This is a genomic window from Roseovarius sp. TE539 (genome assembly GCF_003298505.1).
GTDB lineage: Bacteria > Pseudomonadota > Alphaproteobacteria > Rhodobacterales > Rhodobacteraceae > Roseovarius.
In genome coordinates this window covers 1-14,545 of sequence record NZ_QNGB01000005.1, presented here as the reverse complement: position 1 = coordinate 14,545, position 14,545 = coordinate 1, and the positions used below count along the sequence as shown (strand labels likewise).

Annotated in this window: 16 protein-coding genes; 10 read left to right on the top strand and 6 right to left on the bottom strand. The window is 64.4% G+C overall.

Annotated features, from left to right (window positions below):
• Positions 1 to 11: 11 nt before the first annotated feature.
• The 4 genes from DQW77_RS04630 to DQW77_RS04615 all read right to left on the bottom strand — a co-directional run bounded on the left by DQW77_RS04630 (position 12) and on the right by DQW77_RS04615 (position 4,005).
• Positions 12 to 1,793: an acyl-CoA dehydrogenase C-terminal domain-containing protein gene (locus DQW77_RS04630; RefSeq protein WP_113257027.1), complete on the bottom strand. Its 1,782-nt coding sequence runs from the start codon at positions 1,791 to 1,793 to the stop codon at positions 12 to 14.
• A gap of 45 nt (positions 1,794 to 1,838) precedes the next feature.
• Positions 1,839 to 2,240: a MerR family DNA-binding transcriptional regulator gene (locus DQW77_RS04625; protein WP_113257026.1), complete on the bottom strand. Its 402-nt coding sequence runs from the start codon at positions 2,238 to 2,240 to the stop codon at positions 1,839 to 1,841.
• Positions 2,241 to 2,409: 169 nt separating this feature from the next.
• Positions 2,410 to 2,778, bottom strand: coding sequence for a MerR family DNA-binding transcriptional regulator (locus DQW77_RS04620; RefSeq protein WP_113257197.1), 369 nt, complete (start codon positions 2,776 to 2,778; stop codon positions 2,410 to 2,412).
• Between the two features lie 69 nt (positions 2,779 to 2,847).
• On the bottom strand, positions 2,848 to 4,005 hold the full coding sequence (locus tag DQW77_RS04615; RefSeq protein ID WP_113257025.1) for a putative manganese transporter: 1,158 nt from the start codon (positions 4,003 to 4,005) through the stop codon (positions 2,848 to 2,850).
• A 125-nt stretch (positions 4,006 to 4,130) separates the two neighbouring features.
• Here DQW77_RS04615 and DQW77_RS04610 point away from each other — a divergent pair, with 125 nt between their 5' ends.
• The 3 genes from DQW77_RS04610 to DQW77_RS04600 are packed head-to-tail and all read left to right on the top strand — an operon-like array spanning position 4,131 to position 6,405.
• The gene (locus tag DQW77_RS04610) at positions 4,131 to 4,565 is read left to right on the top strand and encodes a PaaI family thioesterase (protein WP_258523669.1); all 435 of its coding nucleotides are present in this window, start codon (positions 4,131 to 4,133) and stop codon (positions 4,563 to 4,565) included.
• 3 nt (positions 4,566 to 4,568) lie between these two features.
• Positions 4,569 to 5,078 (top strand): PaaI family thioesterase, encoded by a 510-nt coding sequence (locus tag DQW77_RS04605; RefSeq protein ID WP_113257024.1) that lies wholly within the window; start codon positions 4,569 to 4,571, stop codon positions 5,076 to 5,078.
• Positions 5,071 to 6,405 carry an MATE family efflux transporter gene (locus DQW77_RS04600; protein WP_113257023.1) on the top strand — a complete coding sequence of 445 codons (1,335 nt, stop codon included), beginning with the start codon at positions 5,071 to 5,073 and terminating at the stop codon, positions 6,403 to 6,405. The genes DQW77_RS04605 and DQW77_RS04600 overlap by 8 nt, the downstream gene beginning before the upstream one ends.
• A gap of 222 nt (positions 6,406 to 6,627) precedes the next feature.
• On the opposite strand, the gene DQW77_RS04595 is transcribed toward DQW77_RS04600, so the two are convergent.
• Together DQW77_RS04595 and cobU are read right to left on the bottom strand one after the other, a co-directional pair.
• Positions 6,628 to 7,200, bottom strand: a complete 573-nt coding sequence (locus tag DQW77_RS04595) for a histidine phosphatase family protein (RefSeq protein ID WP_113257022.1) — start codon at positions 7,198 to 7,200, stop codon at positions 6,628 to 6,630.
• Positions 7,197 to 7,718, bottom strand: coding sequence for a bifunctional adenosylcobinamide kinase/adenosylcobinamide-phosphate guanylyltransferase (gene cobU, locus DQW77_RS04590; protein ID WP_113257195.1), 522 nt, complete (start codon positions 7,716 to 7,718; stop codon positions 7,197 to 7,199). The genes DQW77_RS04595 and cobU overlap by 4 nt, the downstream gene beginning before the upstream one ends.
• Before the next feature lie 103 nt (positions 7,719 to 7,821).
• Here cobU and DQW77_RS04585 point away from each other — a divergent pair, with 103 nt between their 5' ends.
• The 7 genes from DQW77_RS04585 to DQW77_RS18770 all read left to right on the top strand — a co-directional run.
• A complete protein-coding gene (locus DQW77_RS04585) occupies positions 7,822 to 8,700 on the top strand; it encodes an RNA polymerase factor sigma-32 (protein WP_113257194.1) in 879 nt (292 codons plus the stop codon).
• Between the two features lie 26 nt (positions 8,701 to 8,726).
• The gene (locus DQW77_RS04580; RefSeq protein WP_258523707.1) at positions 8,727 to 9,491 is read left to right on the top strand and encodes a ChaN family lipoprotein; all 765 of its coding nucleotides are present in this window, start codon (positions 8,727 to 8,729) and stop codon (positions 9,489 to 9,491) included.
• A gap of 94 nt (positions 9,492 to 9,585) precedes the next feature.
• Positions 9,586 to 10,779 carry a bifunctional phosphopantothenoylcysteine decarboxylase/phosphopantothenate--cysteine ligase CoaBC gene (gene coaBC, locus DQW77_RS04575; RefSeq protein WP_113257020.1) on the top strand — a complete coding sequence of 398 codons (1,194 nt, stop codon included), beginning with the start codon at positions 9,586 to 9,588 and terminating at the stop codon, positions 10,777 to 10,779.
• 38 nt (positions 10,780 to 10,817) lie between these two features.
• Complete coding sequence (gene dut, locus DQW77_RS04570; RefSeq protein WP_113257193.1) at positions 10,818 to 11,279, top strand: dUTP diphosphatase; 462 nt, start codon at positions 10,818 to 10,820, stop codon at positions 11,277 to 11,279.
• Positions 11,279 to 12,361: a HesA/MoeB/ThiF family protein gene (locus tag DQW77_RS04565; RefSeq protein ID WP_113257019.1), complete on the top strand. Its 1,083-nt coding sequence runs from the start codon at positions 11,279 to 11,281 to the stop codon at positions 12,359 to 12,361. The genes dut and DQW77_RS04565 overlap by 1 nt, the downstream gene beginning before the upstream one ends.
• Positions 12,358 to 14,304: a M3 family metallopeptidase gene (locus tag DQW77_RS04560; RefSeq protein WP_113257018.1), complete on the top strand. Its 1,947-nt coding sequence runs from the start codon at positions 12,358 to 12,360 to the stop codon at positions 14,302 to 14,304. Before DQW77_RS04565 ends, DQW77_RS04560 begins: the two co-directional genes overlap by 4 nt.
• Positions 14,219 to 14,545: transposase (locus DQW77_RS18770; RefSeq protein ID WP_404947924.1), on the top strand; the 327-nt coding region annotated here is incomplete at its 3' end. The genes DQW77_RS04560 and DQW77_RS18770, both read left to right, overlap by 86 nt.

Sequence of the window (14,545 nt, the reverse complement as noted above, 5' to 3'; positions counted from 1 at the left end):
GCCACCGGGCTTCAGAAACGTTCCGCATCCAGTGCCATCACCGGTTCGGCCCCGGTCTGGATGCGCGCAAGATGCGTGGCTGTCATCGGAAGCTGACGCGCCATGTAGTAACGGCCGGTAGCGATCTTCGTTTCATGGAAACCGGTGTCCTCATGGCCCGCGTCGAGCGCCGCGCGCGACGCATGCGCCATCCGCGCCCACATGTACCCAAGGCAGACATGCCCGAAAAGGTGCATGAAGTCGTAGGATCCGGCAAGGGCATTGTTGGGCTCTTTCATGCCGTTCTGCATGAAATAGGTTGCCGCGGCCTGCAGATCCTTGCTGGCGGTCTTCAACGGATCGAGGAACTGCGTATCGAAATCTTCGTCCTGTCCCGATCTGTCCTTGATGAACTCCTTGACCATGTCGAAGAAGGCCATGATCGCCTTGCCGCCCTTCTGGGGCAGCTTGCGCCCGACCAGATCAAGCGACTGGATTCCGTTGGTCCCCTCGTAGATCATCGTGATCCTGGCGTCGCGGACGAATTGCTCCAGCCCCCATTCGCGCGTGAAGCCCGATCCACCCAGTGTCTGCTGGGCCAGCACCGCGGTTTCGAACCCCTTGTCCGTGAGGAACCCCTTGATCACCGGCGTGAGCAGCGAGATCATCCGCTCCGCGTCCTCGTCGCCGGCACGGTGGCCCCGGTCGATCAGGGAGGCGCCCCAGAAGGTGAAAGCGCGGGCCCCTTCCACGAAAGCCTTCTGGTCCATGAGGTTGCGGCGCACATCGGGGTGGACGATGATCGGGTCAGCAGGGCCGTCGGGATTTTTTTCACCGGTGACATCACGCCCCTGAAGGCGGTCCAGCGCGAAATCGCGTGCGTTCTGATAGGCCACCTCGCCCTGCGCATAGCCTTGCAGGCCAACCCCTAACCGCGCCTCGTTCATCATCGTGAACATGGCGCTCAGACCGGCATTTTCCTCACCGAGCAGATAGCCGGTGGCGCCGTCGTAGTTCATCACGCAGGTGGCATTGCCGTGGATGCCCATCTTTTCTTCCAGCCCCCCGCAACCGAGATCGTTGCGATCCCCGAGCGAACCGTCGTCGTTCACAAGGAACTTGGGCACCAGGAAAAGCGAGATACCCTTCACGCCATCGGGGCTGCCGGGAATCCTGGCCAGCACGAGGTGGATGATGTTCTCGACCATGTCGTGTTCGCCGGACGAAATCCAGATCTTCTGCCCGGTGATCGCAAAAGTGCCGTCCTCGCGCGGTTCGGCCTTGGTCCGGATGAGGCCCAGATCGGTCCCGCAATGCGGTTCGGTCAGGTTCATCGTGCCGCCCCATTCACAGGTCACCATTCTGGGAAGGTAGGTTTTCTTCTGCGCATCCGTGCCATGGGCGTGAATGGCGTTGTAAGCCCCGTGTGTCAGGCCCTGATACATGTTGAACGCCATGTTCGCGGCGGAAAACATTTCGCCCACGGCCGTACTCATCAGGTATGGCAGGCCCTGGCCGCCGAACTCCGGGTCACAGTCCAGCGCCGTCCACCCCCCGTCCCGCACCTTGTCGAAGGCATCCGAGAAGCCCTCGGGGGTGTGGACAGTGCCATTTTCCAGAGTGCATCCGCTTGCATCCCCGACCGGATTCAGGGGGGCCAGGATCTCGGCCGCGATCTTGCCAGCCTCGTCCAGAACGGCGCCTGTGAATTCCCGGTCCATTTCCTCGTAGCCGGGCACATCGGCTTCGGATACCCCGAGAACGTCGTGCAGAACGAACTGCATATCCTTGATCGGCGGGCTGTAGCTTGGCATCTTGTGGTCTTCCCCCTGACGTATGGTTTCGCCTCACCTCGGCAGTTATTCCGCGGCGTTGCTTGTCTTGCGCATGGACGCGATCACTTGATCGACCCAGTCGATCTGCCGGTGCAATTCCCTGATCGCGGAATCGAGTTCATCGCGCTGCACCTCCATGTCGTGCAGCCTTCGAGTGGCGAGGTCCCGCGTGCGGCTGAGTTGTGTGTATTGCTGGTCTCCGGCGTGGTAGAGATCAAGAAGTTGCCTGATCTCCTCAAGGCTGAACCCGAAGCGCTTTCCGCGCAGGATCAATTTGAGCCGCCCCCTGTCGCGACGGGAGAAAAGGCGCTTCTGGCCTTCCCGGCGGGGCGAAATCAACTCCTTGGCCTCGTAGAAACGCAATGTGCGCGGAGTCACGTCGAAGGCATCGCACATTTGCCGTATTGTCATAAATTCATCGCTCATGGCTTGGCCTGTTTTCACCGTTTTCGGGATCAACCTGTGTATGACAGGAACGGGATACAACACGAAGTGACGTTTACGTAAGAGGTACGTCGCGTCACTTTCCCGATGTTGTGAACAGCGCGTCCCGGCAGGGCAGGCCGAGCTTCCCGGACCCGCCGGGATCCGGGCTTCACTCAAGTGTTCCGGCGGTTTCGTCGCGCAGCCGTTTCAGTTCGGCCATCGCGTCTTCGATCTGTATACGCTGCTCTTCGAGTTCCGCGAGCTGGCGGTCCGCCAGTTCCAGCCAACTGCGCATCTGCGCTTCGGTGCCTTCCTTTTCGTAGATCAGAAGCCACTGGCGGATATCCTCGAGCGAAAAGCCGAACCTCCTGCCACGCAGGATCAGGGTCATGCGAGCCAGTTCGCGCGGCCCGTACAGGCGCCGGCGCCCTTCCCGGTCGGGTTGCAGAAGCTCGATATACTCATAATATCGCAACGTGCGCGGCGTTACGTCGAACTGCGCGCACATCTCCTTCAGCGTGAGGCGGGTTTCGGCCATGTCATCCGCGATCAGCCATGCAGGGCGTTGCCGGCAACGGTGCCGCATTTCGGCGCGCAAGGAAACCCCTCAGTTAAGAAAGCCGGGCACGAGCAGGTGAAAGCCGTAGGCCACGATGAGGGCCGGAATAGCGGAATAGGCCGTCGCGATGACCGCCGCCTTCGGATTGAGGGCGATGGCCGGAAACAGTGCGTCACCGTCATTCGAAATCGCGTTGCCCAGAAGCGCGGCGAAGGGGATCACCCCGTTGATGTAAAGCGTTGTCACAAGAACCTGTGGGCCGCATCCGGGAATGAAACCGACGACAATGGCGATGAGTGGCAGAAGCGGCGCGACCGTGGAAAATGCCGCCTCCAGGTCAACGCCGGTGAACACCACCATGTAGTCGTAAGCGAGGTAGGCGGCGATGACCCAGATCGAGATGAAGCTGGTTTCCTCGGCCATGCGCGTCACCGGTGCGTCTCCGGGATGGGTCATCGCCTGAAGCGGCGAGGTGGCCCAGATCATGACGCCGACCGAAGTGCCGGCGAGGCCGATGACAAGCGGCCAATCTCCATAGACCGCGTCGAGGTCGATCATCGCAAGCTGGGATACGCCGATGACAAGGCCGGGGATCGCGATGAGCAGGAAAAGCCAGTCCTGGGGGCGCGTCCGGCCGATGCGCGGGACGATATCGGAGCATGTTTTGCCATCAGTACCGAACTCGAAGCGGTGGAAGCGATCCACCAGCCAGCCGGTGAGAATGCCCACCGTAAACGACAGCGGCAGCACCACGATCGCAGCATCCGGCCGGGTGGCGATGAGCAGGAAGGCCGCATCCCCCATGGTCGCCGTGAGAGTTGCGACAACGGCACCGAATCCGACATTGCCGGAGGTGTATGCGGCCACGACGACCACTGCGCCACCACAGCCCGGTGTCGCCCCCATCAGCGCCGCCAGCGGCACCTGGAATCCACGTGAATTCCTGAGCGCCGTGCCAATGTCGAAACGGAACAGCCGCTCGGCCCCGTAAAACAGCAGCAGCGTTGCGGCGACGAATGCCGATACCTGGACATAGGCATCAACGATCAGACCACGGGTCAGCTCGCCAAGGGTGCCGGGCCACACGGCAAGCCCAAGCAAAAGGACGGCGACCGCCAGACGCTTTAGTCGAAAGGGGCCAAAACGGTCCGACGCCACGAATGGTGTCGGCGTGGCTTGGGCGGCAAGGCCGGGCTGAGTGGGCATTTCAGGCAACTCTCCTGCAATTGAGAATTATTCGCAACTAAAACAGATATCACTTGCACAGCTGAAATCAAGGCCCAATAAAGGTGGCCCGGCCCCAAGCTGCCACCAAGAGGAAAGGTTCTCGCGTGTCCGACTCGAAGAACAAGGAAAACGAGGGTTTTCAAAGGCAATTCATCGAGGCTTTGCCGCATGCGGTGGCGCTCGGCATGGTACCGGGGTCGATGGGTGACGGACGCGCGGAATTATCCATGCCCTACAACGAGAAGCTGATCGGCGACCCGGAAACGGGCGTGATTCACGGTGGCGCGGTCTCGGCGTTGATGGACACATGCTGCGGGGCCGCGGCGATCAGTCATCCTGACAGCCCGGGGGGGACGGCCACGATCGACCTCCGGATCGACTACATGCGCGCCGCGGTGCCGGGGCAGTGCATCCGCGCGGAGGCCGAATGTTACCATGTTACCCGCTCCGTCGCCTTCGTGCGCGCACGTGCCCTTGACGACGATCCGGAACGGCCCGTGGCGACCGCTACAGGCACGTTCACGATGGGGAATGACTGAGCGATGGCCAATGCGCGACCGGACCCGGTGCAGATAGTCAAGCAGCGCCGCGACGCCGCGCTTGGCGCCCTGGTCAGCAGCGTGCCCTATATCGGGTTCCTGGGCGTGGAATTCGACCGCCGTGGCGATGAACTGACGGCGATCATGCCCTATGCAGAAAAACTGATCGGCAACCCCGTCCTGCCCGCGCTGCACGGCGGAGCGACCGCGGCCTTTCTTGAGATCACCGCGATCATCGGGCTGAGCTGGTCGGTCCTTTGGGAAGAGATCGAAGCGGGTAACTTCGATGCCTCCGCCGTGGCGGGGGGCAAGGTGCCGCGACTGCCCAAGACCATTGATTTCACTGTGGATTACCTAAGGTCGGGCCTGCCGCGCGATGCCTACGCACGGGCGCATGTCAACCGGTCGGGCCGGCGTTACGCCAGCGTCCGGGTCGAGGCGTGGCAGGACAACCGTGCGCGGCCGTTCGCGCAAGCGACCGGGCATTTCCTGATGCCCCGGCGGGATGGTTGACACCGGGCCGGTGGTCACCCACGGCCGGGTTCTGAGGATCGCGGTTCCTATCGTGATTTCCAATGCCACGGTGCCGATCCTTGGCGCCGTTGACACTGCCGTGGTGGGGCAGATCGGGCTGGCCGCGCCAATCGGCGCGGTGGGGATCGGTGCGGTGATCCTGACGGCCGTATACTGGATCTTCGGCTTTCTCAGGATGGGAACGACGGGACTCACCAGCCAGGCGCACGGCGCCGGCAACAGCAGCGAAGTGGCCGCCATGCTGACCCGCTCGCTGATCATCGGTCTTGGTGGGGGGGCGCTCGTGATCCTTCTACAGGGCTTTGTTTTCGCGACAGCATTCCGTCTGTCGCCGGCCAGTGCCGACGTCGAGGCCCTGGCACGAGAGTACATGAGCGTGAGGGTCTGGAGCGCACCGGCGATCATCGCCATCTACGGCGTGACGGGGTGGCTGATCGCGCTCGAGCGGACAGGTGCGGTTCTGGCAATCCAGGTTCTGATGAACGGCCTGAATATCCTTCTGGACCTATGGTTCGTGCTTCATCTGGGATGGGGTGTGGAAGGGGTTGCATGGGCCACCTTCATAGCGGAATGGGGCGGACTGGCCCTGGGATTCTGGTTGTGTCGGGACGCGTTTCTTGTGCCGGCATGGCGTGATTGGCCCCGGGTCTTGGATGCGGCGGCGCTGCGCAACATGGCGTCGATCAATGTGGATATACTGCTGAGGTCACTGATGTTGCAGGCGATCTTCATTTCCTTTCTGTTTCTGGGAAGTGATTTCGGGGATGTCACGCTGGCGGCAAATCAGGTCTTGCTTCAATTCCTGCATATCACGGCCTACACGCTGGACGGGTTCGCCTTTGGCGCCGAAACGCTTGTCGGGCAGGCGACAGGGCGCCGCGACCGGACACGGCTGCGGCGCAGTGCGCTGCTCAGCAGTTTTTGGGGGTTGGGCTGCGTGCTGCTGCTGTCGGGCGCCTTCGCGGGCGCGGGCGGCTGGATCATCGACGTGATGGCCAAGGCGCCGGAAGTTCAGGAAGAGGCGCGTCACTATCTGATATACATGGTTTTCGCACCGATAATCGGGCTGGCCGCATGGATGCTGGACGGAATTTTCATCGGCGCCACGCGCACCCGGGACATGCGTGACATGATGGCGGTGAGTGCGGTGATCTACGTCGTTTCGGTGCTCTTGCTGATGCCGCGATTGGGCAATGACGGTCTGTGGCTGGCCTTGCTGGTTTCGTTCGTGGCGCGCGGTATCACCCTCGGGCTCCGTTATCCGTCGCTGGAGGCCGGCGCTGGCAGGGCCGACCCTGGGGATTGAACAGTCCGGTCAACCTGACTGTAGGGATTGCTGAAATTTACCGGGTCGCCGAGGCCCGTGGTCGGAGGCCCCGGGTGCCTGCCTGTCCCCCGGGCCGTGACCATGGCGGCACCGCCCGCGACAGACGGGCCCCGTGCCGGGTGCGTGGGCAATTTCCACCGGGAAGAAGACCAGAGCGGCCTGTGCCTGGTCCCGCTGCTTGATCGGTTTCCAAAACCGCGGTTACGGGCGGTGATTGATTGCTGCAGCGGTCCAGCCATTGCCGTGGCGATGGATTTCGGTGACCGAAAGTGGGTCGATGCGATGACTGAAGGCGGTAAAGGCATCGACACCGAGTGCCGCCTGAACCTGGGTCAGGATCACCCCCATATGCGCGACCGCAACGATGTCGCGCCCCGGGAAGGCCGCATGCAGCCGTCCCAGCGTGCCGCCGACCCGCCCTACCACCTCGTGCCAGCTTTCGCCGCCCGGGGCACGAATGTCGCCGGGCGTATCCCAGAAGGCGCGCAGCCGGTCCTGATCGGGGATGGTATCGAACGCCTGCAATTCCCAGTCGCCGAAATGGATCTCCCGCAGGCCGGTTTCGTGCGGCAGGCGGGTCCGAGTGCCGGCGATGGCATCTGCCGTGGCGGTGGCGCGCAGAAGGTCGGATGACACGACGACGGCTTCGGCGGGCAGATGCGCTGCCAGCCTTTCCAGCGCCGGGCCGTCGCTCAGGTCGGCGGGCAGGTCCGACCAGCCGACCATTGACCTGGCATGCGTGGGCCCGTGGCGCACCCAGAAAACACGGCTCATGGCAAATGACCCTTGAGAGCCTGCGGCAGACCGCACACCACATTCACGACAAGTGCCGACCGGGCCGCGAGCGCCTGGTTGAGACGTCCCTGCGCCTGCTGGAAGTGCCGCGCGAGGGCGTTTTCGGGCACGACCGAAAGCCCGACCTCGTTGGAGACGACAACCACCGGCGCGGCACAACTCTCCAGTCCCTCGAACAGGGCGGCTTCGGCGGTGTCAAGATCGTTGCCGGCCAGCAGGTGATTGCTGAGCCACATGGTGGCACAATCAAGAAGTACCGCACGGTCCGGGCCGATCTCCGCCAGCCTCTTGCCCGGATCGAGCGGTTCCTCGATCGTGTTCCAGCCCGGGCCGCGGGCCGCGCGGTGGCGGTCTATCTTGCGGCGCATCTCGTCGTCATGGATTTCTGCCGTGGCCAGGTAGACAGCGCCACCGCGGGTACGGTGGATCAGAGTCTCGGCATAGGCCGATTTTCCAGAAGCTGCCCCGCCCAGCACCAGCGTAAGTTCCGGCAGCATCGCCGCGTTCCTTTTTTGATCCGGTTTGATCAAGTGTGCGTAACACTCCGTGATAGACTGCAAAAGAGGATCGGCGAGAAATCATCGTCAGATGGGGGTGAAAATGGCGCTCGACGCACCGCAGACAAGTTCGATGTCGCGCACGGCAATGAAAGCGGAACTGCTTGATGCCGAGACGGAATTGCAATTGGCCTATGCATGGCGCGATCAGCGCGACGAGGAGGCGCTTCACAGGCTTATCAACGCCTACATGCGCCTCGCGATATCCATGGCCGCGAAGTTCAAGCGCTACGGAGCGCCCATGAACGACCTGATCCAGGAGGCCGGGCTGGGCCTGATGAAGGCGGCAGACAAGTTCGACCCCGATCGCGGGGTGCGGTTTTCCACGTACGCGGTCTGGTGGATCAAGGCGTCGATCCAGGACTACGTGATGCGGAACTGGTCGATGGTGCGGACCGGAAGCACGTCGAGCCAGAAATCCCTCTTCTTCAACATGCGCCGTGTTCAGGCGCGGATCGAACGGGAGGCGATGGCACAGGGCGAGGAACTGGACGGTTACCAGCTGCGTGAAATGATCGCCCACGAAGTCGGCGTGCCCCTGCGTGACGTGGAAATGATGGAAGGGCGGCTGTCCGGCTCGGATTTTTCCCTCAATGCGACGCAATCGGCCGAGGACGAGGGCCGCGAATGGATCGAGACGATCGAGGACGAGGGCGCCCGCGGCGACGAACTCGTTGAACGTGACCATGACATGGACGCGTTGCGCGGTTGGCTGGCCGATGCGCTGGAGGCGCTGAACGACCGGGAAAGGTTCATCGTGCGCGAAAGGAAACTGCGCGAGGATGCACGCACACTGGAAAGTCTCGGCGAAGAACTGTCGCTGAGCAAGGAAAGGGTGCGGCAACTGGAAGCCGCGGCGTTCGCGAAGATGCGGCGGCACCTTGAAAGACAGGGCGCAGAGGTGCAGAACCTGCTGGCATGAGGATCTCCGCCGCCACGTTTCCCGCAATGTCGAAGGCGATTTCATTCGTCCTTTGCACTTTGTCGGGATCCGCGTGGGCCGAGCAGGTTGTCGTCATCGGGGAAATCCACGACAATCCGCATCACCACGAAGAGCAGGCCCGCATCGTCGCCGATCTTGACCCGGAAGCGCTGGTCTTCGAGATGCTGACACCGGCGCAGGCCGCGCGTGTGACGCCACGGCTGATGGAGGACGAGGACGACCTTGCGGCGTTGCTGAACTGGGAAGACACCGGCTGGCCGGACTTCTCCATGTATTTCCCGATATTCGCGGCCGCGCCGGACGCGCTTGTGTATGGTGCCGGCGTGCCCCGCGACGTGGCACGTGCGGCGATGAAGAATGGCGTTGCCGCAGCCTTCGGCGGTGATGCGGCGCGCTATGGCCTCGACCGGCCGCTGGCCGATGACGATCAGCGTCAGCGCGAGAAAATGCAGATGACGGCACATTGCGACGCCCTTCCCGAAGCCATGTTGCCGGGAATGGTGGCGGCACAGAGACTGCGGGACGCGGAATTGGCGCGCGCGGTCATGCTGGCGATGACGGCCACTGGTGGGCCGGTGACCGTGATCACGGGCAATGGCCACGCCCGGCGCGATCAGGGTATTCCGGTCTATCTCGACCGGGTGGCGCCCGAACTGGAGCTTCGCGTGATCGGACAGACGGAGAACGGTTCCGCGCTGGAAGGCAGGTTCGACGAGGTTCGTTCCGCACCCGCCGTGGACCGGCCGGACCCGTGCGCAGCGTTCCGTTAGCCGGTGGTCCCGGCCGTGCATGCCTGTCCGGTGCTTGCCACCCGGCGACAGGAGCCCTAGAACTGCCCTGACAGCCGGGAAAGGACCCTGCGCGATGCTGGAGCACAGACGTATTCTGTTGGTGATCGGCGGTGGGATCGCGGCGTTCAAGGCGCTTGACCTGATCCGCCGCCTTCGCGAGCGCGGGGCCCGTGTCACACCTGTCCTGACCGGAGCGGCGGAGGAGTTCGTGACCCCGCTGTCGGTGTCGGCGCTGGCGGGCACGCGGGTCTTCCGGGATCTCTTCGATCTGACGGACGAGGCCGAGATGGGCCATATCGAATTGAGCCGCAGCGCCGACCTGATCGTCGTGGCACCGGCGACGGCGGACCTGATGGCGAAAATGGCCCATGGCCACGCTGACGACTTGGCCTCGACACTGCTGCTGGCCACTGACACGCCGGTCCTGATCGCGCCGGCGATGAACGTTCGGATGTGGCAGCATCCCGCGACGCAGCGCAACCTGGACGTGCTTCGGGGTGATGGCGTGACCTTGGCCGGCCCGGCAGAGGGCGACATGGCCTGCGGCGAATACGGGCCGGGGCGCATGTCCGAGCCTGCGGAGATCGTCGAGGCGGTCCGTGCGCGCCTGAGCCGCGGGCCGCTTGCGGGACGGCGGGTGCTGGTGACGTCAGGGCCGACGCACGAGCCGATCGACCCGGTTCGCTACATCGCCAATCGCTCCTCCGGGGTGCAGGGCAGCGCCATCGCCCGGGCCCTGACGGCATTGGGTGCGCAGGTGGTTTTCATCACCGGGCCGGCGACGGCGCCGGCGCCCGCGGGGACCGAGGTGATCGCGGTCGAGACCGCGCGCGAGATGATGGCCGCGGTCGAGGCGGCCTTGCCTGCGGATGCGGCCGTCTTTGCCGCCGCGGTTGCCGACTGGCATGTCAGCGGTACGGCAGAACGGAAGATCAAGAAGGGATCGGGCGGGATCGGGGCACTGGATTTCGCGGAGAATCCCGACATTCTCGCGACCGTGGCGGGCATGGGCGCGCAGCGTCCTGCCCTCGTTGTGGGTTTTGCCGCCGAAACCGATGACGTGATTGCCAACGCGACCGCCAAGCGCGCGCGCAAGGGCTGTGACTGGATCCTGGCCAATGACGTGAGTGCCGCGACGGGAATCATGGGCGGGACGGAGAACGACATCATCCTGATCACCGGCTCGGGCACCGAGGACTGGCCGCGCATGTCAAAGGACGAGGTGGCGGCCCGGCTGGCCGGCCGCATCGCGGAAACCCTGGGCTGAGAACCTGAGTATTTTTGGGAAAGATGAAGGGGCAGGGGATGGTTACCGTTTCATTCGTCTGGGAAGATGGCGCTGACCGTTCGCTTGGCCTGCCCGCCTACGAGAGCCGCGGCGCGGCCGGAGCCGACCTGCGGGCCAACTTCCCCCCTGGCGGCCGCGCGGGGCTGACCCTGGAACCGGGTGCCCGGGCGCTGGTGCCCACCGGGTTGCGGCTGGCGGTTCCCGAAGGTTTCGAGCTGCAGCTGCGCCCGCGTTCGGGGCTGGCCCTGAAACACGGGATCACGCTGCTCAACAGTCCCGGAACCATCGACGCCGATTACCGCGGGCCGCTGGGTGTCATTCTTGCCAACGCCGGCGACGCGCGCTTTCACGTGGATCACGGGGCGCGGATCGCGCAGATGATCGTGGCGCCGGTCGTGCAGGCCCGGTTCGCGGTCGTGGCGGCGCTTGATCCCACGCCGCGGGGTGATGGCGGGTTCGGATCGACGGGGCAGACCTGATGGCGCTGGTGTTCGTCATGGCTGCCGGGCTCTGGGCCGTGGGGGCGCTTGCCGGGGTGCCGCACCGTCTGCGCTGGGCGATGATCGGCGGGCTGTGGGCGGCGGTGGTGCTGATGCACCTGGTCCTGCCCGCGCCGCACCCGATGCGCCTGGCCACCGGCGGGAGCGCCGCGCCCTGGCTGATGCTGGGCGGCGCCGCGGCCGTCGTGCTGGTCTACCGCGAAGGGTTGCGCCGTCTCCGGGCGCGGGCCAACAGCGGCGACGAGCCGGAAGTGTCCGAAGCCCCGCCACGGGGCCGGTTTTCGGAGACCGAACTGGAGCGGTACGCCCGACACATCGTGCTGCGGGAACTGGGCGGGCCGGGGCAGAAGGCCCTGCGCGAAGCCCGTGTTCTGGTGATCGGGGCCGGCGGCCTGGGGTCGCCGGCGCTGATCTACATGGCCGCGGCGGGGGTGGGCACCATCGGCGTGATCGACGATGACGACGTTGAGAATTCGAACCTGCAACGGCAGGTTATCCACCGCGATGCGGATATCGGCACACCGAAATGCCATTCGGCCGCCGCGGCGATGCGGGCGCTCAACCCGTTCATCGCGGTGCGCCCCTATCACCGGCGGCTAACCCCGGAGATCGCCGGAACGCTTTTTGCGGACTATGATCTCGTTCTTGACGGAACCGACAATTTCGACACCCGCTACACCGCCAACACGGCCGCGGTGGCATGCCGGATTCCGTTGGTTTCGGGGGCCCTCTCGCAGTGGGAGGGCCAGGTAAGCGTCTTTGATCCGGCGCGGGGCGCCCCGTGCTATCAGTGCGTATTTCCGCAGGCCCCGGCGGAAGGGTTGGCCCCGTCCTGCGCCGAGGCCGGGGTTCTGGGGCCGTTGCCGGGGATCATGGGGGCCATGATGGCGGCCGAAGCGGTCAAGGTGATCGCAGGGGCCGGGCGGCCCTTGCGCGGGCGTATGCTGATCCATGACACGCTCTATGGTGAGACCCGCATTATCGGCCTGTCGCCGCGCGCGGATTGTCCGGTCTGCGGGGGTGGTGCGGACATCCCGCAAGACAAGGGAGAAAAGCCGTGACCAACCCGATGCTAGAGACGTGGAACACGCGGTTCGGCATGGCGCCCTTCGACAGGATCGAAGACGGCCATTTCGCCCCGGCCTTCGATACCGCGATGCGCGCGGCGCGCGCCGAAGTGGCGGCGATCGCCGACAATCGGGATTCCCCCACATTTGCCAACACCATAGCCGCGCTGGAAGCCGCGGGCCGGGCCCTGGACAAGGTGCTATCGGTGTTCTTCACCCTCGCCGGGGCGGACAGCAACCCGGCCCGGCAGGCCCTGCAGCGCGAACTCAGCCCGGAACTTGCGGCATTCACTTCGGATCTTTACTGTAACAAGGCCCTGTTCGCACGTGTGGCCGACCTGTGGGCGCGCCGGAACGAACTGGCGCTCGACCCCGAAGAGGAGCGGTTGCTGATGCTGACCCATCGGCGTTTCCGGCGCGCCGGGGCGGCGCTTGAAGGAGAGGCCGAACAGCGCATGCGCGCGATCATGGCGCGGCTTGCGGAGCTCGGCACGCGATTCACCCAGAACCTTCTGGCGGACGAGACCGGCTGGTACATGGAACTGGAGGAGCGCGATCTTGAGGGGTTGCCCGATTTCGTCGTCGATGCCGCGCGGTCCGCCGGGACTGACAGGATGCGGGGCGGGCCGGTGATCACGCTGTCGCGCTCTCTCATCGTGCCGTTCCTGCAGTTTTCGCCGCGGCGGGATCTCAGGGAGAGGGCGTTTCGCGCATGGGTCGCACGGGGCGCGCTTGGCGGGGAAACCGACAATCGCGCCATCGCCGCGGAAATCCTGGAACTGCGTGCCGAGCGGGCCGCGCTTCTGGGCTATGACAGCTTTGCCGATTTCAAGCTCGAGACCGAGATGGCCGGAACACCCGAAGCCGTGCGGCAACTGCTGATGGATGTCTGGGAGCCGGCTCTGGCGCGTGCCGAGGCGGATGCCCGAGCCCTGACCGAGATGCTGCAGGCCGACGGGATGAACGGGCCGCTGGAGCCCTGGGACTGGCGCTACTACGCCGAGAGACGGCGCGCGAAAGAGCACGATCTCGATGAAGCCGACGTCAAGCCCTACATGCAGCTGGACCGAATGATCGAGGCGGCATTCGCCTGTGCGCACCGCCTTTTCGGCCTCTCCTTCGTGCCGGTCGACATGCCACTCTATCACCCGGATTGCCGCGCATGGGAGGTGAAGCGCAACGGCGCCCATGTGGCCGTGTTCATCGCGGATTATTTCGCGAGGGCCGGCAAGCGGTCCGGCGCGTGGTGCAGCGCGATGCGCGGGCAGGCGCGGTTTCCCGAAACGCAGGCGCCGGTGGTGATCAATGTCTGTAATTTCGCCAAGGGTGATCCCGCGCTTCTGAGCTATGATGACGCGCGCACCCTGTTTCACGAGTTCGGCCACGCCCTGCATCAGATGCTTTCGGACGTGACGTACGACTCCGTTTCCGGCACCAGCGTGGCGCGGGATTTCGTGGAATTGCCCAGCCAGCTTTACGAACACTGGCTGGAAGTGCCCGAGGTGCTGTCGGAATTCGCAACCCATGCCGAGACCGGCGCACCGATGCCCCCCGAGATGCTGGAAAAGGTGCTTGCCGCGGCGAATTTCGACATGGGCTTCCAGACGGTGGAATACGTGGCTTCGGCGCTGGTTGATCTGGCCTTTCACGATGACGAGGCGCCCGCCGATCCGATGGTGCGGCAGCGCGAGGTGCTTGACAGTATCGGCATGCCGCACGCCATCGTGATGCGCCACGCGACGCCGCATTTCGCCCATGTCTTTTCGGGGGATGGGTACTCGGCCGGATATTACAGCTACATGTGGTCCGAAGTGATGGATTGGGACGCGTTTGCGGCCTTTGAGGAGGCCGGTGATCACTTTGATCCGCAGGTCGCCCGCGCGCTGGAACGCGAGATCCTGTCGCGTGGCGGCTCGGCGGACGCCGCGGCGCTTTAGGCGGCGTCTGCATTTAGGGGATTCCCAAATCGGTTCTCGTTTGATTCAAGATCAAAAACGGGAGGCGATCTTGAGCAGACGGACTTTGACAGACAGGCAGTGGGCGATCATCGGACCTTTGGTTCCTGGCAAGGAAGGTGATCGCGGGCGGACCGGGGCGGACAACCGGCTTTTCCTTGATGCGATCTTGTGGCTGGCGCGGGGAGCCTCGCCGTGGCGCGATCTGCCGCCCGAATTGGGC